This window comes from Natranaerovirga pectinivora (genome assembly GCF_004342165.1).
Lineage (GTDB): Bacteria > Bacillota > Clostridia > Lachnospirales > DSM-24629 > Natranaerovirga > Natranaerovirga pectinivora.
Window position 1 is genome coordinate 14326 of the sequence record NZ_SMAL01000007.1, and the last position, 24021, is coordinate 38346.

General features: G+C 30.5%; 23 protein-coding genes. All 23 read left to right on the forward strand.

Going from position 1 to position 24021, the window contains the following annotated elements:
* The first annotated feature begins 160 nt into the window (after nucleotides 1–160).
* The 23 genes from EDC18_RS10095 to EDC18_RS10205 all read left to right on the forward strand — a co-directional run bounded on the left by EDC18_RS10095 (nucleotide 161) and on the right by EDC18_RS10205 (nucleotide 24020).
* Nucleotides 161–1498, forward strand: a complete 1338-nt coding sequence (locus EDC18_RS10095; protein ID WP_132252764.1) for a CCA tRNA nucleotidyltransferase — start codon at nucleotides 161–163, stop codon at nucleotides 1496–1498.
* A gap of 265 nt (nucleotides 1499–1763) precedes the next feature.
* Entirely contained in the window at nucleotides 1764–2756 is a 993-nt protein-coding gene (locus EDC18_RS10100) for a CotS family spore coat protein (RefSeq protein WP_165878552.1), read from the forward strand.
* A 257-nt stretch (nucleotides 2757–3013) separates the two neighbouring features.
* Nucleotides 3014–4309 (forward strand): PEGA domain-containing protein, encoded by a 1296-nt coding sequence (locus tag EDC18_RS10105; RefSeq protein WP_132252768.1) that lies wholly within the window; start codon nucleotides 3014–3016, stop codon nucleotides 4307–4309.
* 51 nt (nucleotides 4310–4360) lie between these two features.
* On the forward strand, nucleotides 4361–6058 hold the full coding sequence (locus EDC18_RS10110; protein ID WP_132252770.1) for a phospho-sugar mutase: 1698 nt from the start codon (nucleotides 4361–4363) through the stop codon (nucleotides 6056–6058).
* Between the two features lie 106 nt (nucleotides 6059–6164).
* The gene (locus EDC18_RS10115; protein ID WP_132252771.1) at nucleotides 6165–6569 is read left to right on the forward strand and encodes a protease complex subunit PrcB family protein; all 405 of its coding nucleotides are present in this window, start codon (nucleotides 6165–6167) and stop codon (nucleotides 6567–6569) included.
* Nucleotides 6570–6819: 250 nt separating this feature from the next.
* Nucleotides 6820–7314: a signal peptidase I gene (gene lepB / locus EDC18_RS10120; RefSeq protein WP_165878553.1), complete on the forward strand. Its 495-nt coding sequence runs from the start codon at nucleotides 6820–6822 to the stop codon at nucleotides 7312–7314.
* A 164-nt stretch (nucleotides 7315–7478) separates the two neighbouring features.
* Nucleotides 7479–7733 carry a Veg family protein gene (locus EDC18_RS10125; RefSeq protein WP_442929360.1) on the forward strand — a complete coding sequence of 85 codons (255 nt, stop codon included), beginning with the start codon at nucleotides 7479–7481 and terminating at the stop codon, nucleotides 7731–7733.
* Nucleotides 7734–7800: 67 nt separating this feature from the next.
* A complete protein-coding gene (locus EDC18_RS10130) occupies nucleotides 7801–9384 on the forward strand; it encodes a DUF3794 and LysM peptidoglycan-binding domain-containing protein (RefSeq protein ID WP_132252775.1) in 1584 nt (527 codons plus the stop codon).
* Between the two features lie 291 nt (nucleotides 9385–9675).
* Entirely contained in the window at nucleotides 9676–11325 is a 1650-nt protein-coding gene (locus EDC18_RS10135) for a MutS-related protein (protein ID WP_132252776.1), read from the forward strand.
* Nucleotides 11326–11562: 237 nt separating this feature from the next.
* Entirely contained in the window at nucleotides 11563–12816 is a 1254-nt protein-coding gene (locus EDC18_RS10140; RefSeq protein ID WP_207669195.1) for a DEAD/DEAH box helicase, read from the forward strand.
* A gap of 169 nt (nucleotides 12817–12985) precedes the next feature.
* On the forward strand, nucleotides 12986–13861 hold the full coding sequence (gene ispE, locus EDC18_RS10145) for a 4-(cytidine 5'-diphospho)-2-C-methyl-D-erythritol kinase (protein WP_132252778.1): 876 nt from the start codon (nucleotides 12986–12988) through the stop codon (nucleotides 13859–13861).
* Nucleotides 13862–13867: 6 nt separating this feature from the next.
* The gene (locus EDC18_RS10150) at nucleotides 13868–14542 is read left to right on the forward strand and encodes a GntR family transcriptional regulator (protein WP_132252779.1); all 675 of its coding nucleotides are present in this window, start codon (nucleotides 13868–13870) and stop codon (nucleotides 14540–14542) included.
* Between the two features lie 102 nt (nucleotides 14543–14644).
* Nucleotides 14645–14854, forward strand: a complete 210-nt coding sequence (locus EDC18_RS10155) for a CLC_0170 family protein (protein ID WP_132252781.1) — start codon at nucleotides 14645–14647, stop codon at nucleotides 14852–14854.
* A gap of 12 nt (nucleotides 14855–14866) precedes the next feature.
* A complete protein-coding gene (locus EDC18_RS10160; RefSeq protein WP_132252783.1) occupies nucleotides 14867–16420 on the forward strand; it encodes a spore germination protein in 1554 nt (517 codons plus the stop codon).
* Between the two features lie 38 nt (nucleotides 16421–16458).
* Nucleotides 16459–17553, forward strand: coding sequence for a GerAB/ArcD/ProY family transporter (locus EDC18_RS10165; protein WP_132252785.1), 1095 nt, complete (start codon nucleotides 16459–16461; stop codon nucleotides 17551–17553).
* Nucleotides 17553–18680, forward strand: a complete 1128-nt coding sequence (locus EDC18_RS10170) for a Ger(x)C family spore germination protein (protein WP_132252787.1) — start codon at nucleotides 17553–17555, stop codon at nucleotides 18678–18680. The genes EDC18_RS10165 and EDC18_RS10170 overlap by 1 nt, the downstream gene beginning before the upstream one ends.
* Nucleotides 18681–18756: 76 nt before the next feature.
* Nucleotides 18757–19476 carry a stage II sporulation protein R gene (gene spoIIR, locus EDC18_RS10175; protein WP_132252789.1) on the forward strand — a complete coding sequence of 240 codons (720 nt, stop codon included), beginning with the start codon at nucleotides 18757–18759 and terminating at the stop codon, nucleotides 19474–19476.
* Nucleotides 19477–19640: 164 nt separating this feature from the next.
* Nucleotides 19641–20705 carry a D-alanine--D-alanine ligase family protein gene (locus EDC18_RS10180; RefSeq protein WP_132252790.1) on the forward strand — a complete coding sequence of 355 codons (1065 nt, stop codon included), beginning with the start codon at nucleotides 19641–19643 and terminating at the stop codon, nucleotides 20703–20705.
* A gap of 9 nt (nucleotides 20706–20714) precedes the next feature.
* Nucleotides 20715–21524, forward strand: a complete 810-nt coding sequence (murI, locus tag EDC18_RS10185; RefSeq protein WP_132252793.1) for a glutamate racemase — start codon at nucleotides 20715–20717, stop codon at nucleotides 21522–21524.
* Between the two features lie 10 nt (nucleotides 21525–21534).
* Nucleotides 21535–22014, forward strand: a complete 480-nt coding sequence (locus EDC18_RS10190; protein WP_132252795.1) for a YwiB family protein — start codon at nucleotides 21535–21537, stop codon at nucleotides 22012–22014.
* The gene (galU, locus tag EDC18_RS10195; RefSeq protein ID WP_132252798.1) at nucleotides 22011–22901 is read left to right on the forward strand and encodes a UTP--glucose-1-phosphate uridylyltransferase GalU; all 891 of its coding nucleotides are present in this window, start codon (nucleotides 22011–22013) and stop codon (nucleotides 22899–22901) included. Before EDC18_RS10190 ends, galU begins: the two co-directional genes overlap by 4 nt.
* 12 nt (nucleotides 22902–22913) lie before the next feature.
* Entirely contained in the window at nucleotides 22914–23393 is a 480-nt protein-coding gene (locus tag EDC18_RS10200; protein WP_132252801.1) for an HD domain-containing protein, read from the forward strand.
* Between the two features lie 63 nt (nucleotides 23394–23456).
* Entirely contained in the window at nucleotides 23457–24020 is a 564-nt protein-coding gene (locus EDC18_RS10205; RefSeq protein ID WP_442929361.1) for an anthranilate synthase component II, read from the forward strand.
* Nucleotide 24021 lies beyond the last annotated feature (1 nt).

A 24021-nucleotide genomic window follows, 5' to 3' on the forward strand; every position in this document is an offset into this window, starting at 1 on the left:
ATCTTACAATACAAGATAGGATTATTTTTATAAAAATGATGGATTCTTTAAGAAATATATGATTAAATTAATTGTAGAATACAGAATAAACATATTTAATGATATATTTTTTAAAAAGAGTATGGATACTAATTGTAAAAGTATGGTTAGGAGACTTATAATGAAAATAAATTTGCCAAATGAAGTCATTTCAATTATAGATCAATTACAAGAGTCAGGATATAGTGCTCATGTTGTAGGTGGTTGTGTAAGAGATAGTTTATTAGGAAGAAAACCAGAGGACTGGGATATTACCACCTCTGCAAAACCAGAAGAAGTTAAAAAATTATTTCAGAAAACAATAGATACTGGGCTGCAACATGGTACAGTTACGATATTAATAGACAATAAATCTTACGAAGTAACAACCTATCGAATTGATGGAAAATACTTAGATAATAGAAGACCTGAGTCTGTAGAGTATACACAAGATCTTATTGAAGATTTAAAAAGAAGAGATTTTACAATTAATGCAATGGCATATAATAATGAAGATGGATTAGTTGATGTTTTTGATGGCATTAAGGATTTAAAAGAAGGCATTATAAAATGTGTGGGTAATCCAATAGAACGATTTAACGAAGATGCACTTCGTATGTTAAGGGCCATTAGATTTGCAGCCCAACTGAGCTTTAAGATAGAACAAAATACAGAGATAGCAATAAAAAAGCTTTCGAGAAACATCAATAATATTAGTGCTGAAAGAATTTTAGTAGAACTTACAAAGCTATTAATTTCTAATAATCCTCAATTAATAAAAAAATTATATGAACTCAACCTCCTAGAAAATATAATTCCTGAGTTTCTCCCTTGCTTTGAGACAGAACAAGAAAATCCTCATCATATGTATAATGTAGGAGATCATACATTAAAGACATTAGGGTATATTGAAGGAGATGCAATTCTAAGATGGACTATGTTATTTCATGATATAGGAAAGCCAGCAAAAAAAACAACAGATAAAAAAGGAATTGCTCACTTTTACGGTCATGCAGAAGAAAGTAGCATACTTGCTGAAAGAATATTGAAAAGGTTAAAGGCAGACAATAAAACAATAACAACTGTAAAAAGATTAATCATTCATCATGACTATAGATACAAAGTAAGTTCAAAAACAGTAAGAAAAGCTATATTCAAGGTAGGAGAGGATATTTTTCCATTGCTATTAAAGGTGCAAAAAGCAGATGTTATGGCACAAAGTGAGTATATGAAGGAAGAAAAATTGTTAACAATAGAAAAAATTAATGAGATTTATAAAAAAATAATAGAGGAAAATCAATGTGTAAGCATAAAACAATTAGAAATTACTGGAAAAGATATAATAGCATTAGGCATCAATGAAGGCAAACATATTGGGGAAACTCTAAACTTCCTAATTAACGTCGTATTAGAAGATCCTGAAAAAAATAATACGTTTACCTTATTAGAATTAGCAAAGAAAAAATTAAATATAAAATAAAAATTTCAAATTCACTTTATCCTGTCCTCATATTTTAGTAATTAAAGTCATATAAATAACAGTAGTTGGCTTTATGTAAAATATGAGGTTTTTCTATTGAGTAAAATTAATATCACGAACCACTAAGATCGATTATAGAAAACCTATTAAAAAGGTACATAAATTGATAAAGCAAATAAATGCCAACATAAAATCAGATTATAAGGACTTCTAGAAGTCTTATAATAGGGCTGAAAAACAAACTAAATTGGCAGGGGGGATTGCCGTGATAGAAAACATAAATAAGATAGTAGAAAATTACGGATTTAAAGTGAAAAATTACTATAGAGGAAGAGGTGCTCATATATGTGAGACCAATAAAGGCGTAAAACTCTTAAAAGAAATGGAAACCACAGTTAATAGAACATGGTTTGAGTTTTACGTGAAAAAACATTTAATTGAAAAGGGATTTACGGATGTAGATCAGTTTAACTTAGTGGAAGATAAACCTTTTTATGAATTAAATGACAAAAAGTATATTTTGAAAGATTGGTGTACAGGTAGAGAATGTAATTTATACGATGAGAAAGAAACCATTCAAGCAGTGGAAAACTTAGCTAAGATACATAAAGGGCTTCAAAATGTAAGTTTTCCAGAACATAGTGTTGTGTATAGTAATCTTGGAGATCTTACATATAATTTAAAAAGACATACAAATGAACTAAAAAAAGTACGTAAATATATACGAAATAAAAGTCATTGGTCAGAATTTGATATATTATTTTTGAAAAATTACAGCTATTATTATAGTAAAGCCAAAGAATCCATAAATGGGTTTGAGGTATCAGATTACAATTCTCTTGTAAAAGATGCTCAAAGCAAAGGTCAGGTTTGCCATGGTCAGTATACCCAACATAATGTTTTATTAACAAATAGTTCTACAATGACTGTTAATTTTGAAAAAAGTTGCTTAGACCTTCAGATAATGGATTTATACCATTTCATTAGAAAAGTAATGGAGAAAAACAATTGGAATGCAAATTATGGGATGAAAATGATAGAGGCATATAATAAGGTGAATTCTTTGGATCAAGATGGTTTAGAAATATTATACTTTACGTTATTATATCCAGAAAAGTTTTGGAAAATAGCCAATTACTATTTTAATACAAGAAAAGCCTGGGAGCCAAAATTAAGTTTAGAAAAACTCCAAAAAATAATTACTCAAAAGGAAACAAAACATGAATTTCTATCAATGTTAGAAAAAAGTTGTAAATGATAAGACCCTCTAATAGGGTCTTTTTTTGGTTTATTTACAATTTATTGGGAATAATTAATAATAGTCATTGAAAAGTACAAGTATTATTCACATATTGATGAATATTTAAAAGAAGTATCTTACCATTATTTTACGAAAACATTAAATTTCATTAAAAAAATTTGCTTTTTCATCTTTTTATATTATAATAACTATAACATTTTACATATTTATAAAACAAGTTTTTTTAGAGCGTTAAGGAAAGAGGTAGAACTTAAATGAAAAAAAGCATTAATTTTTCTAAAGTTATTTTTATAATGGGTATATTGCTACTAATATTAATAAATTTAACAGCATGTCAACAAACTACCAATACAAGACCCAATAATAATAATTCAGATGATGAAGAAATTCTAATTGATCAAGAATTTGATAGAATTCTAGGTGTTATTAAAAATGTTGATACGGCAAATAGAAGGTTGTTTGTATACGATATCGAAAATGAAAAATTAGTTACACTTAATATTGATGGGTCAGTTGTATTGCAAAACAAGTTTGGAGAACCAATCACGCTGCAACAGTTTAAGATGGGTGATATGGTAAGGACAAAATATGAGATTAATACACTTGTTCCAGAACAAGTACAAATTACAGCTCAAGTTTGGGAGTTCCAAAGAGTATCCAATGTTATAGTAAATAAAGAAAATCAAACAGTTCAAAGAGGAAATGATCATTTTAAGTATACAGACGAAGTATTGGTTTTGTATAATGGGATTCCTATAGAAATAACAGATGTAACACCAAATGATCAAGTTACATTAAAAGGATATAGAGATAAAGTATGGGTTATTATATTAGACAGTGGACATGGTTTTATTGAACTTAAAAATCATGAATATTTTATTGATGGCATTATAGAAGTTGGATCAAACATTATGGAAGTTATTAAAAGCAGAACTAGGATACCTGTGCCAGTAGGTGTCCATAGAATAGTTATAGACAAACCTCAGCACGATCCAGTTATAAGAGAAGTCATGATTGAAAAAGACCAAGTAGTAATTTTGGACTTAGGAAGAGATGTTCCTAGAGAAGGAGATCTTAAAATAAACCTAGCTCAGTCTGATGTTAAAGTATATATAAATGGCAAAAGATTTGATGACTTATCAAATCCTATAAGATTGCCGTTTGGGGTTTATGTAATAGTTGCAGAAAAAGAGGGTTATTTAAGATACGAAGACAGCATAAACTTTAATCAGCCACAATTTAGTTATCCTATAAATCTTGAAAAACAAGAACAACAAGTAATCTCTAATTATATGCACGTTAATAGTCCATCTAATGTAGAATTGTATTTAAATGGTGATTACATAGGTATGATACCAGTCTCTATACCTATCAAGCCAGGCAATCATTCTATAACACTAAGAAGAGAGGGTTATTTTTCAAAACTATATACTGTAGAAATATTAGATAATGGCAAAGACAGCTTTTTTACTTTTCCAGAACTGGTTAAGATTCAATCTAATACTGAAGGTAATAGTGAAAATGTAAATGAGACAAATGTTCAAGAATAACAAATTTGGGGTATTAGATAAAGAAGGAAAAAATTAATAGGGGTGAAATAATTGAAACACTTAGAAATTTACAATGAATGGATCAATGATGCTTATTTTGATGAGGAAACAAAAGGAGAATTGTTACAAATTAAAGATGAGAATGAAATTAAAGAAAGGTTCTATAAAGAACTAGAGTTTGGAACAGGCGGATTAAGAGGGATAATTGGCCCAGGGACTAATAGAATCAATATTTACACTATAAGGAAAGCAACTCAAGGATTAGCTAATTACATTATTAAACAAGGTAAAGAAGCAGTAAAAAAGGGTGTAGCTATTGCATATGATTCAAGATATATGTCTTATGAATTTGCGCTAGAAACAGCATTAGTCCTTAATGGCAATGGTATAAAAACATTTATGTTTGATACTCTAAAATCAACACCAGAGTTATCTTTTGCGACTAGACAATTAGGATGTGTTTCAGGAGTTGTTATAACGGCTAGTCATAATCCACCAGAATACAATGGTTACAAAGTATATTGGGATGATGGTGCTCAAGTTACATCACCAAAAGACATAGGGATTATCAAAGAAGTTAATGCTATAAAGTCTTTTAAAGAAGTTAATAGACTAGAAATAAATGAAGCAAAGAAAAAAGGCTTATATAACATCATTGGCAAAGATATGGATGAATTATATATTGGTGAATTAAAAAAGTTAATACTTAATCAAGAGGCAATTAACCAAGAAGGGGATAATTTAAAGATCGTATATACACCACTTCATGGAACAGGAAATATTCCGGTACAAAGAATTTTAAATGAAGTGGGATTCTCACAGGTCTATGTGGTACCAGAACAAGCAGAACCAGATAGTAATTTCTCTACTGTTGGTTATCCAAATCCAGAGGATATGAATGTGTATACATTAGCAATAGATTTAGCAAGGAAAACACAAGGAGATATAATCTTAGCCACAGATCCGGATGCAGATAGAATTGGTGTATTGGTAAAGGGCGAAGAGGAATACATTCCTTTAACAGGAAATATGTTAGGGGTATTGATTGCTGACTATATACTTACTAAAAGAATTGAAAATAGCGATTTTCCTTCAAATGGTGCTTTAATTAAAACCATTGTTTCAACAAATATGATTAATGAAGTAGCTAAGTACTATGGTGTGACATTAATTGAAGTTCTTACTGGATTTAAATATATAGGTGAAAAGATAAAAGAATTTGAACAAACTGGTGATTACACATATTTATTTGGTTTTGAAGAAAGTTATGGGTATTTAATAGGTACTCATGCAAGGGATAAAGATGCAATAGTTGCAACTATGACCCTTTGTGAAATAGCTGCTTATTATAAAACCAAAGGATTGACCTTATGGGAAGGTATGTTGTCCCTTTATGAAAAGTACGGATATTTCAAAGAAACCCAACAATCAATTACCCTTAAGGGCATTGATGGTATAGAGAAAATGAATACAATGTTGAAAGAACTAAGAAATAACCAATTAAGTAATATTGGTAACAACAAGGTATTGTCAACCATAGATTATCTAAATGAAAAAGCCACTGGGTTACCAAAGTCCAATGTATTGTACTTTGAATTGGAAAACAATGGATGGGTTTGTGTAAGACCATCAGGCACTGAACCAAAAGTAAAAATATATTTTGGTATTAAAGGGATTTCAATGGAGGATACCCATAAAAAACTAAATGATCTTCAAGATGATTTTATGAAAATAATGGAAAACAAATAAATGTAAGTAAGCAATAGTACTGTCCTACCTACTTTGTTATAGTTAATATTCTAAAACCATAATTAGAGAAATAGAATATAAAAAAAGAGCTAAGGTGATTTATTACATGAAGAAAATTTTATTTTTAGTAGTCCTATTGTCTTTAATACTTACAGCATGTAAAACAGAAAAAATAGATCAAGGTAATCGAAAAAGTGATTTAGAATTTACTGTTATTGATGAGGATGATGCACCTCAAGAGATAATAAATATGATAGAAAATCAAAAGCAGGAGCCCTTTAGATTTAGTTATGCTAATGGCAATGATCTATATATAGTTGTTGGATATGGAGAGCAACCAACTGGAGGGTATAGTATACAGGTTAAAGACTTATATGTGACAGAAAATGCTATTGTCATTGATACAGATTTAATAGGACCGTCGAAAGAAGACTTAGTAACAATGGCTTTAACATATCCTAGAGTTATAGTAAAGACAGAGTACATAGACAAACCTGTTTATTACAACTAAATGATCTAATAAATTAGAAAAGATATTCTTACAAATTACTTTGTATGAATATCTTTTTTTACGCTATAAAAAGTAATATAAGGTGAATTCAGATAAGAAATTATGAAATATTTTTTAGAGTGACCAAGTCGCTGTGTTCATATTATACATTAAAGGAAATATTTACTTTCTGACAAAAAGTAGATGTAGGCCTCCGTTTATGTTAAAATATAAACATATTATAATTAAATATTCATTGGGGGGAATAATCATGAAACTTTTGGATAAAATAGAAATGTTAGAGTGGATAAAAATAATAATATTTTCTTTACTTGTTATCTTATTATTCCATTGGATTATTTGGCCTATTCGTGTATATGGACGTTCCATGGAAAAAACTCTTTATCATAATGATTTTATGATCATCTCTAAAGCCATTACATTTATTAACCCCATTGAAAATGGAGACATTATAGTAATAGAGGTTCCTATGGATGATAAGGAGGCTCTAGCTGTAAAAAGAATAATTGGAGTAAGTGGCGACCATGTTATTATAAAAGATGAAGATGTTTATGTTAATGGTATAAAAATTAACGAAGATTATATATTAGGTAAAACATATGGTGATATAGATACTATAGTAGAAAATGGTTATGTTTTTGTACTAGGAGACAATAGACAAATAAGTAAAGATAGCCGAGATTTTGGGTCTATTCCACTTAACAAAATAAGAGGAAAAGTTATAGTTAATTTTAGATTTATGTAACATTTTGTTGATACCATAAAATGTTTTAGCACAATAGAAATATCTGTTAAAATAGATTAATTCTTGGAGGTTTATTTATAAGATTTAAGATATGTCAGAAAATTTCTTGACTTTTGCCGCTTTTTATGCTATCATGAAAAAAGTCGGAATAGATGAGGTGATTAATGTTGATTGCAAAAGAAGACATTATACAAGTGAAACGACGTATGGATGAATATGTTGGAAGCCGAGTAAAAGTCAGAGCCAATAAAGGTCGTAAAAAAGTTGTTGTAAAAGAAGGTGTTTTAGAAAACACTTATCCTAGTATATTCGTAGTAAAAGTTCAAAATGAATTACAAGATTCTTATAGAAGAGTTTCATACAGCTATACAGATATTTTAACACATACCGTTGAATTATCATTATGTCGTGAAAACTAAATAATTAGTCATAAAATCCGTCCTATCTTTAATATAATTATATAGACAAAGATTAGGAGGGATTTTTTTGGCGTTAAATTTAATTAGAAAAGATATACAAATGACTAAAACGAAAGGAACTTCAGTAGTTCAAATTACATTAGATGATGATTTTAATGTACCAGATATAAAACCAGACATTCACAAAATTATACAGGAACGTGCAGATATTAAAGTAAATAACATAGAAACTATGAATGACAAAGTTAAAGTAAAAGGTGAATTAGAATTTACAGTATTATATTTAACAGACACAGATGATAAACCTGTACATAGTTTAACAAACTCAATGCATTTCGATGAGGTTGTTAATATGGATGGAATACTAGAAGATGATGATATTAGATTAGCATGCAATATTGAGAATATGATGACCAGTGTTATTAATTCTAGAAAACTCAGCGCAAAGGGCATATTAGAATTAAAGGCAGTAGCGGAGGAAGGCTATTTTATCAATGTGGCAACGGATGTTGAAAGCGAAAGCAACTACCAAAACATTAAAGAGCCTATTAGAGTAAGTCAAGTTTTTACAAGTAAAAAAGATACTTATAGGGTAAGGGACGAACTAGCAATACCTAATAGCAAACCAAATATTATGGAAATCTTATGGAGCAATGCTTCTATAAGAAATCCAGAAGTAAGATTATTAGATGATAAAATAAGTGTAAAAGGTGATATAGCTCTCTTTGTACTTTATATAGGGGAGACGGATGATAAACCTGTAGAATTTGTAGAATTTGAATTGCCTTACAATGGTATGTTAGAAGCAGATGGTTGTCTAGAAGAAATGATTGCTAATGTATCAATGGAAATATTCCAAAAGGATATTCAAGTTAGACCAGATTTAGACGGTGAAGAAAGAGTCTTAGATGTCGAAATAATAACAGAACTAGATATAAAAATTTATGAACAAGAAGATGTAAATGTTCTAAGAGATATCTACTCACCATCTAAAGACGTAGTAATAAAAACAAAACCTGTTACTTATGAAAATATTTTATTAAAAAATCAAACTCAATGCAAAGTGTCTGAGAAGATTGGGATAAAAGACGGAGAGCCATCTATTCTACAAATCTGTTATGCAGATGGAGATATCAAAATCGATGATGTTGAAATCACAGAAGATGGTATAGAAGTTGAAGGTGTAGTAACAGTGCAAATAATTTATGTTGCAGCTGACGATAAGACGCCTATAAATGTAATCAAAGATGTGATACCTTTTACACATTTAATAGATGCTAAAGGTATTAATGATAGTTGCATCTATAATGTGAAACCATCCATTGATTATATTAGTTGCAATATGCTTGATGATCAAGAAGTTGAAATCAGAAGTGGTATCAACTTAAATACTATGGTCTTTGAACAATTAACTAGAAATGTAATAGTAGATCTAGAAGAACAAGAATTAGAAATGAAGAAAATATACGATTTACCAAGTGTAGTAGGTTATATTGTTAAAAAAGGGGAAAGCCTTTGGGATATAGCTAAAAAATACTATACAACAACTGATAAAATAAGGGAAATAAATGGATTGTCAGCAGAACAGGAAGTAAAAGCAGGAGATAAAATCATAATAATTAAAAATGTTGAAGCCATTATAGCAAACTAATGAATAGCCGTATTACTTGTAAAAAGTAATACGGCTATTTTACTTTATAGAAAATTACTATTTCCTATAAAGTAAAAATATTGATTAAATGCGCTGCATTTTTCTAACACAGTTAGAAAAAGCTTGATGCGCAGGAACAATATGACTTCTAATAAGCCATTAATAAATGTTTTTGAGAGTGACGAAGTCACTTTGTTCTATAAAAAAGTCTTGACATTTAACGATTACGAATGTAATATATAGTTAATACTACAATCGTAATACTACTACTGATTAAAAGGGGGGGTTAATGTGAAAGATGTAAGCAAACATTTAAAATCTATCAATGACTTTAGTCTTTTATATCCAATGGGTAAAGAGAATTCCTTTCAAAAGCTTAGTGAGATTGTATGTAATGACTTATCAATTGATTATATTTGTTCATTCTTAAGCAAAAAGGAAAATGAACAAAGAAAGATACGTGGTATCTTAACAGATATCCCTAATGATGAAGAGGTTATAACATATCGTAGTATGGTATATAAAGATTTAAAAAACCATCCGGAGTTTTGTATTAAAGTAGAGGAAGCTCTTGAGGAAATTGAATTGTTAAATGAATATGGAAAGACAAAAAAAGACTGGGATAGCTCTAATTTATGGGAGCTTGTTAGTAGACTAAAAGAATTAGAGGTATATATAGAATGTATAAAAAAACTAAAAAGTAGCATAGAGCTTTCCAGTTTTGAATCAGAAGGACTTAAAAATCTCAATGCCTATGTAAATGGTATATATAATGACAGTGGCTTTTCAGAGTTTCAAGAAGATGTTGAAAAAATTGGGTATGATATTTCTGCAATTAAAAGTATTTCGCTTGGTGTAAATCTAGATGAGAACTTAAACCCAATAGAAGCTGGTATCGTATCCATAAATAGCGAAGCCTTTAAGGGACAAACGTTTCTTAAAAACTTTTTAACATATCATAAAAAAAGAAGTAGCAACAACACTTCTGACTTGTTTCAAGGGATGACTTATTTTAAACATACTGCTAGTAATGGCATTAATCCCTTAATGAATAATTTAACAAAAATTGTTGAAAACATGTTACAGCCAATTGTGAAAGATCTAAAAAAAACATTGAAAAAATATATGAATGTTAGTGGATTGGCGTTGGTTAATATAGCTGATGAAATACGCTTTTATATAAGATTTTTAGAGTTAGAAAAAAAAATCAAGGATATAGGGTTGCCGGTATGCATTGGGCAAACCAACCCAATTAATGATAGTGAGTGTAAACTAGAGGATTTTTATAATATTAAGTTAGCAATATGTAAGTTAAAAGGAGAAATTCAACACGATATTATTAGAAATGATTTGATTTTTACTAAGGACCAAAGGATTTTTATTTTAACTGGTCCCAATCGTGGTGGAAAAACCATATTTACTCAAGGTATTGGATTAGCCTTTTTATTTTTTAACAGTGGTGTATTTATTCCTTGTGCCAACGGCGTTATGAAACCTTGTGATAATATTTTTACTCACTTTCCAGCTGATGAGAACAGTACTGTTGAAATGGGTAGATTAGGTGAAGAGTCTAATCGCTTAAGTGATATTTGTGGTAAAGCCACCTCCAAAAGCTTGATTTTGTTTAATGAATCCTTTGCAACCACAAGTCATACAGAATCTTTATTTATAGCAAAAGATGTAGTGAAATACTTGTGTTATCTAGGTGCAAGAACATGTTTTAATACACATATTCATGAGCTTGCCGAATCCGTAGAAGAAATTAATAAAGAGATAGATGCAGCCCATAATGCGGTAAGTTTAGTGATGGGTTTGGAAAATGGAGAACGCTCTTTCAAAGTTAAAATATCAAAGCCTCAAGGCATAAGCTTTGCAAGGGATATTGCTTATAAATATGGCATCACATTTGAACAATTAAAAAACAGAAGAATTATTAGTTAAGCACATCCAATATTAATATATATACTCAATAGAAAAGTCCTTTTAATAAGGGCTTTTTTACTTTACCCTACAAGTTCTCTTTGCTATAAAGTAAAAAGCTGATTAAAAGTCATTAACTTTGATATATTTGTATTTTATGATATAATTGGACCAAATAAAAACTATGTTTATAAAAGTTTCTCTTGTAGATTATAATAAGAATATAGTGAATAGATAGAGATGAAAGGATTGAGAAATATGGAGATGACAGAAGATAAATGGATAGATTCAATAGATATAAAATCTTTTTTAAAAACAGCTTGGGGGACATCAGGTTTTAAAGCACCTACTTTTATTCAAAAACAAGCAATTCCATTAATTCTAGAAGGAAAAGATGTCATTGCAGAATCACCAACAGGCTCAGGAAAAACCTTAGCCTATTTAGTACCATTATTAAATAAGATTGACCCAGAAAAGAAAGAATTACAAGTCGTGGTGTTAGCCCCTTCCCATGAATTGGTTATGCAAATATTGGGTGTGATTCAAAACTGGACAAAAGGAACGACTATTAGAAGTGAAGGCATCATTGGTGGGGCTAATATAAAACGTCAAGTAGAAAACTTAAGAAGCCATCCACATATAATTGTTGCAAGTACAGGTAGATTGATTGAATTAATCAAAATGAAAAAAGTGAAAATGCATGAAGTAAAGACAATTGTAGTAGATGAATTTGATGTACTTATTGCACAGGAACATGTTGATAATGTAAAAAACATCATAAAAACCACTTTAAGAGATAGACAGTTAGTATTCTTCTCAGCTACCCTATCTGATCGTACAAGCCAGATTGGTAGTGAGGTAATGAAGGATCCAGAAACCATAATAATTAATAAAGATGAAGGCATTCCTTCTATAACGGAACATTATTATATTGTATGTGACCAAAGAGATAAAATCGACTATATAAGAAAAATTGTAAGATCATCTCCAAATGTGAAAGCCTTAGCATTTATTAATGATGTTGAAAAACTATCCATTATAAGTGAAAAATTAAAATTTAAAAATATGCCACTAGGTATACTAACAAGTGAATCTTCTAAAAGTGAGAGAAAAGAGGCACTTATTAATTTTAGAAGGGGCAAATTCCCATTACTAATAGCCACAGATGTAGCAGCTAGAGGGTTAGATATTGAAGGGCTAACCCATGTCATTAATTGGGATCTGCCTAGTAGTCCAAAACAGTATATTCACAGAGCAGGACGAACAGGAAGAATGGGAGCACAAGGCACGGTGGTATCAACGGTGACTCAAGGTGAAGAAAATATATTAATGAGAATGGCGAGTAAAGCAGAGATAACCATTACAAAGAAAAGACTGGTTCAAGGGGAAATGGCTGACACAACAAATAGAAAACCAACTTCAAATGATAGTAAAAAAAAGAGCTCAACAATTACCTCAAAAACCAAATACCAACCTAAAAATAATGGCAATAGAAATAACAAGAAAAAATAGAATAAAAGATCAAACTAAAATAGCTATTAGGAAGGGACCTAATAGCTGTTTTGTAATTTCAATGGTTTGTATAAGTTTTTTTGGAGATGTACCCCTATATTTTTATGTTGAATTCCAAGTTATATTTGTATATAATATTTAGTATACAAGATACAAGGTGAGGGCATCTATGGAAAGTATACATTTAAAAGCAAGAGCAAAAATAAATTTAGCTTTAGACATTCTTAATCGTAGGCCAGACGGCTATCATGAAGTAAGAATGATTATGCAGACGATTAATTTATTTGATCGATTATATTTAAAAAAGATAAATAAGCCGGAAATAATTATTAAAACAAATCTGCCCTTTATTCCAACAGATAATAATAATTTAGTGTATAAAGCCGCTGATCTAATAAGAAAAGAATTTGATATTTCTCAAGGTCTGTATATTCAATTGCATAAAGTAATACCTGTTGCAGCTGGATTAGCAGGTGGAAGCAGTGATGCAGCTGCTGTGCTAACAGGGTTAAATACTTTGTATAATCTTAACTTATCAAATAAAGACTTAATGGCATTAGGTGTTACTATTGGTGCCGATGTTCCTTACTGCATAATGAGGGGAACTGCATTGGCTGAAGGCATAGGAGAAAAACTAACACCATTAGATCCAATGCCCAATTGTTACATATTAATTGTGAAGCCTAATATTAATGTTTCAACAGCTTATGTATACTCAAAGGTGAATATAAATGAATTTGAAACCAGGCCAAATATTGATAAGATGATAGAAGCTATTAAAAGTAGTGATTTAAATAAAATATCTAGTTGTATGGGAAATGTACTAGAAACCGTTACTATAAAAGAATACCCAGTTATTGATAAGTTGAAAAGATTAATGCTTGAAAAAGGAGCTATTGGGTCTATGATGAGTGGTAGTGGACCTACAGTTTTTGGAATTTTTGATGATAAGATTAAAGCTAGAAAAGCGTTGTATGATTTTAAGATAGATAGTAGTAGTGTAAAACAAGCGTTTTTAACAACGATTTTTAATAGGAAAGGGTAGGGGAAGATGGAGGACAATTTAAGAGTTAATCTAAATGAATATTTACCTTTACGAGATGTAGTATTTAATACATTACGAAAAGCAATATTAAAGGGAGAGTTAGTTCCAGGGGAAAGATTAATGGAAAAACAATTAGCAGATCGCTTAGGTGTTAGTAGAACGCCAATTCGTGAGGCTATTAGAAAGCTAGAATTAGAAGGATTAGTCGCTATGGTGCCTAGAAAAGGTGCAGAAGTAGCTAGAATAACTGAAAAAGATTTAAGAGATGTATTAGAAGTTAGATGTGCATTGGAAGAGTTAGCAGTAAAAATAGCCTGTGAAAAAATGACACCAGAGACAATAGAAAAATTAAGAGAAACAATGAATGCTTTCAATGTGGCAGTAAATCAAAAAGATGTAGAAAAAATTGTTGAAAAAGATGTAGAGTTTCACGATGTCATATTCAATGCAACAGAAAATGAAAAACTAATCCAAATCATTAATAATTTAAGGGAACAAATATATAGATTTAGGGTAGAATATATTAGAAAATCAGATAATCATATGGATTTAGTTAGAGAACATGAGCAAATTTTAAATGCAATAGAAAACCAAAATGTTGCCAAAGCAAAAGATGTGGCTCAACAGCATATTTTAAATCAAGAAATGACTGTTATAAAACTAATAAAAGATATTGACTAATAAATTATTATGTTAAAAAAAGGCTAAGATGTATAATCTTGGCCTTTTTTTTTAATACTATTAACTAGTAATGTTAAAAAATAATGTAAAGAGGGACATATTATGGAAGAGATTATATATAAATTAAAGGCGAATTTTACTTTAAACGTTGTTATTTTTATGATCATTATTAGTTTAATTTTATATTATATAGACAGAAAAAAATTTATTGAACAGGAATACAAAACCGAGGAAAAAGTGGCAAAAATATTAAGCTATATATATTTCTTTGGAAGTCTTGGGCTTTTTATTGCATTAAGATTTTTACCATAAAGGAGGGTCACTATGGAAGAAAATAAAAGGACAACCCATAATGCAGGACATAAGATTATTGTTCCATTCACTAAAGATATTGATGAGAATATAAAAACCTTTGAAATGTTATTTGAAGGGAGTGGGGATGTTGTAAAAAGAAAATTTCCCATAGGAGAAAAAAATCAATTTTCCGCCTATATAGCCTATATTGATGTTATGGTTGATCGTACGGTTATTGAACGGTCCATACTAGGACAAATTATGCTGCAAGTAAGGCAGGCGCCTAAAGATATAGATGACTATTCAATAGAAGAAAAAGTAAACTTTGTAAAAAATGGTGCATTTGCAACTGCAGATGTAAGTGAAATAACATCAATGGATGAAGTTGCGCTGGCAGTTCTTGCTGGGGATACCATATTTTTTCTTGATGGATATGATAAAGCATTAAAAGTAGCTACTAGAGGTTTTCCTAACAGGGGAATTCAAGAGCCTGATACAGAAGTCGTTATAAGAGGATCTAAAGAAGGCTTTAGTGAAGCATTTAGATTTAACACGGTATTAATAAGACGTAGAATAAGAGATACACGACTTAAGGTAAAACAAACACAGGTAGGTGTTAGATCAAGAACAGATATAGGCATTATGTATATAGAAGGATTGGTAAGACCAAGTATATTGAAGGAAGTAGAAGATCGATTAAAAAAGTTTAAAGTAGATGCAATCTTTGAAAGTGGTCAGTTAGAACAGCTAATAGAAGATGATTGGCTATCACCTTTTCCACAGTTCCAAGTAACTCAGAGACCTGATAAAGCTGCTTCAGCAATTTTAGAAGGTCGAGTGGTACTGATCATTGACAATACACCCTTTGTATTGATATTACCAACAACTTTAAATAGTTTCTTTCAAGCATCAGAAGATTATTATAACCGATGGCATATTATGACTCTAGTAAGGTTATTAAGATTTGTTGCAGCATTTTTTGCCATTGCCTTACCTGGATTATATATAGCCCTGACAACATATCATCCGTCTATGTTGCCCACATCTCTGGTGTTTTCTTTTGCAGCTGCCAGAGAAGGGGTGCCCTTTCCTGTGGTAGTTGAGATAGTCCTTATGGAATTGGCCTTTGAATTATTACGGGAGGCTGGTATTCGTTTGCCTGGACCAATAGGTAGTACCATTGGTATTGTTGGCGGTTTGATTATTGGACAGTCTGCTGTAGAGGCTAATTTGGTTAGTCCTATTATTGTCATAGTAGTTGCTTTAACGGCTATTTCAGCATTTACTGTGCCTGGTCAATCTTTAACAGAAGCCTTTAGAATTCTTAAGTTTTTCATCATTGGTGCCTCAGCTGTTTTAGGCTTATTAGGTTTTTGGTTGGCGTTATTAGTGATACTAATACATTTGGCATCATTAAAAAGTTTCAATATTCCTTATTTAGTACCTTATGTATCCAGTAACTTAAATGATTACAATGACTTAAAAGATACATTGATTAGGCCGCCAAGTTTTCTAATGAAAAGAAGACCAATATTTACAAATTGGAGAGAAAGAAGAAGGCTGGTTATTAAGAAGAAGGAATAGATTGAAGCCAGTACCTTGAGTACGAAAGGAATGGGAGTATGTTTTCAGCAAATGATAGAATTTCTATAAGACAATTAAAAGTCTTATTAATGTTAAATTTATTTGGCACCACCAGCTTAATATTGCCTAGAATGGCAGCTGAAACAGCAGGTAGAGATGGATGGATTTCTGTTGCATTAGGGACAGTTTTTGCAATTGTATATGCAGTAATTATTTTGCATTTGGCATATAAATTCCCCCATAAAACTTTATTTGAGTATACAGAAACGTTGGCAGGGAGAATTATTACCTTTATCATTGCTTTTATATTTATTACAAGATTAGTATTGGCCGCTTCTTTTGGTTTAAGATTATTTAGTGAATTAATAAAGGAGGCCCTACTAGAGAATACCCCTATAGAAGTTATTATAATGTCTATGCTATTAGTGGTTTTATATATAGCAAGAAAGGGATATGAATGTAGAGCAAGGGTAGCAGAAATAATCGTATGGATTGTTTTTATACCTATAATACTAGTCCTTTTATTTGCCATACCACAAGTTAATTTTAGTAGAGTATTGCCTGTATTTGTAAGTAGCCCACAAGATATATTTATGGGCGCATATGTCATATCTTTGACTTATTCTGCTATTGATCTTTTATTAATAGCCATTCCTTATACAGATAAGCCTAGAAAAACAAGAAGACCTGTAATCAGTGCAATTGTACTAATAGGCATTTTTAATGTATTTTTATGTATTATTACCTTTGGATTATTTGGCGATATTGGAACACAAAGGCAAATATGGCCTGTTATGAATATAATGCAAGTTGTTAAATTGCCAGGAGCCCTTTTAGAAAGACAGGACGCATTAATGATATCTTTTTGGATACTAAGTATATTTGCAGTTATAAACGCTTATGTATTTTTTATAAGTGTTATTACACAAAAAGTATTTAAACTAAAGGAGCAAAATTTTTTAGTATTACCTTTACTACCAATAATATTTTTAATTGCATTAATACCAGATAATGTGGTTCAAATTTATGAGTATACGAAAAATATTATGTCTTATATGGGATTGTTTTTATTGGTGTTTTTACCTTTAGCCCTTATATTCTTAGCTAGAATAAAAAAAGTAGGTGAGAGCTAATGAAGTTAATAAAATACTTGTGCATCATTTTAATACCATTACTGCTAGTAGGATGTTGGGATCAAGTAGAACTGAATGAACGAGATTATGTGGTTTCTATTGGCATTGATTATATTGATGAGGCCGTACATTTTACCTATAATTTACCAAATTTACCAGTGGTAACAGGACAAGGGGATGGAGATGAGAAAAGCTTTATTAAAGTCATAGAGGCCAATACTTTATATGAATCCAATAAAATATTTGGTTCTAGATCAAAAAGAAAGTTGAATTTTGATCATGCTAAAGTAGTCATATTTGGAGAAGGTGTATTAAACAATAAAACAGTGTTCACAAAAATTTTAGATGAGTTTGAAAGAAACCCTCATTTTGCACGTACAGTTATGGTCCTTGCAGTAGAAGAAGAGGCAGAAGAAATGATAGAGCTAGAAATAGAGGGTAGTAATGATATGGGAATGCACCTAATGGGATTATATGAAAATAATCAGTATGATGTGTTAAAAGCAGCAGAGTTAACATTAGGAGACTTAATCAATAGTATTAATGAAAGAGATGGTACCGTATTAATCCCAAGAGTAAAGCTAGAAGAAGATGAGCCTATGATTGAGGGTCTTGGATTGGTAATAAATTATGAATTTCGGGATTGGTTATCACGAGAAGATGTAGAGAAAATGAGCTGGGTAACGGGAAAAGGAAAGGGAACCAGTGTGGTTACTTCATTTGAAGAAGGAAATGAAGAGGAAGAAGTAACGATAGAAATAACAAAGATGGAAACAAGTTTGAAATTTGATGAAAAAGAGGGTGAATTTCGCATTAGCGTTGATATCATTACTGAAGCAGATGTTAAGGCCTATACATTAAACCCTCAATACAGCTTATTTGAAGAAGAGAATATAAGAAAATTAGAGGATAAAACAAAAAATATTTTGGAAGAAGAAACAAAGGACTTTATAACAATGATACAAGATGAGTATGGTATAGATTTATTTAATATGTTGGATCAAATGGCCATTAAGAATAGAAAACTCTGGATAAAACATAACGAAAATTGGGATGATGTTTTCGCTAAAGCAAATATAGAAGTCGAAGCAAAAGTAGATATAAGAAGAATAGGTGTTGCAAAATAAAATTTTACAACTCGTATAATACTTTCCATTTTTGGTAACAATTAAAATATAGTATTAGAAACGGGGGATAAAACCAATGAATAAAAAGATTTTAAGAGAAGGTATAATAATAACAATAGCACTAAGTTTAGGCTTATTAAGCACATTTTTGATAAGTATAGCAAGAGAAAAACCAGCTGGTGAAGTACAACAAGCATTAGCCAGTCAAATCATTAGATTTCACGTTCTAGCTAACAGTGATACAGCAGAGGATCAAGCATTAAAAAATAAAGTAAGAGATGCTGTATTAGAAGATATGGAAGAAATACTATCTGCAACAGAAAATATTGAAGAAACCCGATCAATTATTAATGATAATCTTGATAGAATAAAAGCAGTTTCAGAAAATATAATAAAAGAAAATGATAAAGCATACAAAGTGAATGTTAAATTAGAAAATGCTTTGTTTCCCACAAGAGCATATAGTGATATGATTCTACCTACAGGAGAATATGAAGCATTAAGAATAGAAATTGGGGAAGCCAAGGGCCAGAATTGGTGGTGTGTAATGTTTCCACCTCTATGTTTTGTAGATTCTACACATAGTTTTATTCCAGAAAATACCCAAAAAACCCTTCAAAATGTATTAACAGAAGAAGAATATAAGGGAATATTACAAGCACAAAAAGAAGAAGACATACCATTGGTAGTAAGATTTAAAATATTAGATGTGGTTAACGATACAACTGCAAGACAAAAAGAAAAAAATACGGGGATAATGGCAAAATTATTTGGCAGACCCTTTATGAGTCGATAAATCGACTCTTTTTTTTATAGAAAAGTTCTATTTCCTATAAAGGATACACTAATAAATCTATTGAATAATTGGTGTATTAAGGTTAAAATAAAAAAGAATACTTTTTAGTAAATAAATAACATAGTATTATATTATATAGATTTAAGATTAGGAGAAAAATGCGTATGAAGCAAATTAATTTAGTTGTATTATTTGGAGGACAATCTTCAGAACACGAGGTTTCTTGTGTATCAGCAACTACAGTCATTGAGAATATAGATAGCAATAATTATAAAGTAATTCCGGTAGGTATTACAAAAGAAGGAAAATGGTTACTCTATGAAGGAAAAGATTTAACAGAATTAAAATCAGGGGAATGGATTAATAAATCAAAACCAGCATTTATATCACCAGATGCAAGTGAAAAAGCTTTATATATTATAGAGAAAAATAGTTATAAAAAAGAACAAATAGATGTGGTTTTTCCCGTTTTACATGGGATGTTTGGAGAAGATGGAACAATTCAAGGGTTATTAGAATTGGCTAAAATACCTTATGTTGGTTGTGGGGTATTTACTTCAAGTGCGTCCATGGATAAACATTATACAAAAATAGTTGTAGATCAATTAGGCATTGATCAAGCAAAACATATTACAATATCAAAATATGATTTAAATGAAATGGAAAATATCATAGAACAAATTGAAGGAAAATTAGTATATCCTATGTTTATAAAACCATCAAATGCAGGTTCATCTGTAGGTATATCAAAAGCTAAAAATAGAGAAGAGCTTGTTGAAGGGATTAGGAAAGCTGCTGTTCATGATAGAAAAATCATTATAGAAGAAGGCATTATAGGAAGAGAAATAGAATGTGCAGTATTAGGTGGCATAAGTCCTAAAGCTTCAGGATTAGGTGAAGTTGTTGCGGCAGCAGAATTCTATGATTATGATGCAAAATATAATAACAACGAATCTAAAACAATTATCAATCCAGAATTGCCAAAAGTAGTGGCAGATGAAATACGAAAAAATGCAGTACAAATTTTCACAGCACTAGATGGCTATGGATTAAGTAGAGTAGATTTTTTTGTTGAGAAAGATACCAATAGAATAATATTTAATGAAATTAATACATTGCCAGGATTTACTTCAATAAGTATGTATCCTATGTTATGGGAAGAAAAAGGCATTTCTAAAAAAGAACTAATAGATAAATTAATTCAATTAGGCATTAAGAGGTATAATTAGGAGGCTATAATGGATACAAGACCTATTGGCGTTTTTGATTCGGGTGTAGGTGGGCTGACGGTGGCAAAAGAGATAATGGCACTCCTACCCAATGAAAAGGTTATATATTTTGGTGACACAGCTAGAGTTCCTTATGGGAGCAAATCAAAAACAACTATTGTAAGATATTCACAGCAAATCGTTAGATTTTTACTTACGGAAGATGTGAAAGCCATAGTAATAGCATGTAATACAGCAAATTCCTATGCATTAGAGGAAGTAAAGGAAATGTTTAGCATACCAATTATAGGTGTTGCATTACCAGGCGCTGAAATGGCTGTTAATGCAACTCAAAATTACAAAATTGGTGTTATAGGGACAGAGGGCACAATAAAAAGTGAAATATATAGTAAATTAATAAATCAAATTAACCCAGGGGCAGAAGTTATCGGAAAAGCGTGTCCTTTATTTGTTCCATTAGTTGAAGAAGGGTTAATAAACGATAGTGTGACGGAAGAGATTGCTAGAAGGTATTTGGATGATTTTAAACAAAAACCTGTAGATACGGTTGTATTAGGATGTACCCATTATCCACTAATAGAAGATGTTATTCAAAAAATTATGGGTGATAAAGTGTATTTGGTTAATCCAGCATTTGAAACGGCTAAAAATTTAAAAGATTTATTAATTAAAAATAACATAGAGAATTCAGAGATTAATACAAATCATCACCATTACTTCTATGTAAGCGATAGAGCTGAAAAATTTGAAGAATTTGCAAAAATAATTCTAAATTACCCAATGATGCCTGTTAAACAAATAAATATAGAAGATTATTAAGAGGTGACTAATGACAAAAGATGTAATAATATCAATAAAGGGTATACAGTCTGATTTAGTTGAAAGTGATTCTGTAGAAATGATAACAACTGGAACCTATTATATAAAAAATGAAAAACACTATGTGAATTATATAGATAGAGATCTTAAGGAAGATAGTGAAACAAATACAACCATTAAGATAACAAATGATAAGGTTGATTTAATACGTTTTGGTGGGGTTTCTACTCATATGATATTTGAGCTTAATAAAAAGCACATCACCCATTATGATACACCATTTGGATCCCTTCAAATGGGCATTCAAACAAAAAAAATTAACATAGACAATTCAGTAAGTCATCTAAATGTTCAAATCACCTATAATTTAGAGGTGAACAATAATTTTGTAAGTGAAAATTTATTTGAATTAAAAGTTCAAAGTAAAAAAGACTCAAAGATTCAATTAAGAGAATTTAAAGATGAAGTTACGGAGGAGGACCACTTGTGAAAATAAGGAAGGCTATTATTCCTGCAGCAGGACTTGGAACAAGATTTTTACCTGCCACAAAAGCTCAACCTAAAGAAATGCTTCCCATTGTTGACAAACCAACCATACAATATATTGTTGAAGAAGCTGTAGCATCAGGAATAGAAGACATCATTATTGTAACGGGAAGAAATAAACGTTCAATAGAAGATCATTTTGATAAATCTATAGAGCTAGAATTAGAATTAGAAAGTAAAAACAAAGCAGACTTACTTGAAATTGCAAGAAAAGTGTCTGAAATTGCTAATATACATTACATACGTCAAAAAGAGCCTAAAGGATTAGGTCATGCAATACTAATGGCTAAAAATTTTATAGGGAATGAACCCTTTGCAGTATTGCTAGGGGATGATATAGTCGTTTCTAAAGAGCCTTGTTTAAAGCAAATGGTAAATATATTTAACGAATACAAGACCTCAATTTTAGGGGTCCAAGAAGTTGATAAAGAAGATGTTAATAAATACGGCATAATTAAAAGCAAACATATTGAAAACAGAGTCTATAAAGTAAGTGATTTAATCGAAAAACCATCTATTAAAGAAGCGCCTTCTAATATAGCCATATTAGGTAGATACATAATAACGCCAAGAATTTTTCATTATTTAGAAAGCCAAGAAGCAGGAGCTGGTGGAGAAATTCAGTTAACAGATTCTCTTAAAAGATTAGCAATGGAAGAAGCCATGTATGCATACAATTTCTTAGGTAAACGTTATGATGTAGGGAACAAATTAGGGTTTTTAGAAGCCACTGTTGAATTTGCATTAAGAAGAGAAGACTTAAAAGAAGACTTTAAAAATTATTTAAAAGCACTATTAAACGATTTGGATGAAAAATTAAAGTTTGACTAAAAAGGATCCCATATGATAAGAGTAAATAAGATTTTAAACCATAAAGTTTTTAATGAATACTTAGAGAGAATAAATAAAGCAGAAGAAAATAGGCTTTTCTGTCTTCATAATATTGGGCATTTATTAGATGTGGCAAGAGTTGGATATATTATTTCTTTAGAAAAAGGGTTTAATTTAGACAAAGAAATGATATATGCAGCTTCATTGTTACATGATATTGGTAGATGGAAGCAGTACTTAGATGGATCGGACCACGCTTTAGTAAGTGCTCGATTAGCAGTAGATATTTTAAAAGAATGTGATTTTAATGATCAAGAAATAGATGGTATTATAGAATCCATAAAAAAACATAGAAAAGGTAAAGATCTTATTACAAACTTAGACTTTGTTTTATATCATGGTGATAAAAAATCAAGGTTATGTTTAAAATGCAATAGCATTAATGAATGTTTAAAAGGTGAAAAAGAAGATTACTTAAAACTAGAATACTAAAGCTAGAAAGGCGGTGGAAACCGTTTCAAGTAATTTCACTTGTGCGGTAAAGTCTTGATTTTAATGATTGATAATTATGATTCATTTACCTATAATCTAAAGCAATATTTAATGGAGCTTAATGAAGATGTTTTGGTTTATAGAAATGATGAGATAACAATAGAAGAAATAAAAAGGAAAAATCCAAGCATAATAGTCATATCTCCTGGGCCTTGTACCCCTAATGAATCAGGAATATCTATAGATGTTGTCAAAGAATTTCAAGGTAAAATCCCAATTCTAGGAATATGTCTAGGACATCAAACCATAGGACAAGTCTTTGGCGCTAAAGTTGTACAAGCCACTGAGCCTGTACATGGCAAGGTGCATTCAATTACTCATACTAACAATGGTTCTTTTAAAGGATTAAAAAACCCCCTGAATGTAACAAGATATCATTCTTTATTAATAGATAAAAGTACTTTGCCTGATTGTTTTGAAATAACAGCACTAACAGGTAAAGGTGAAATAATGGGAATAAAACATAAAGAGTACTTAATAGAAGGTGTTCAATTTCACCCAGAGGCAATATTAACAGAATCAGGCCTAGACTTATTAAAAAACTTTATAGAAATGGCAAATAGGTGAT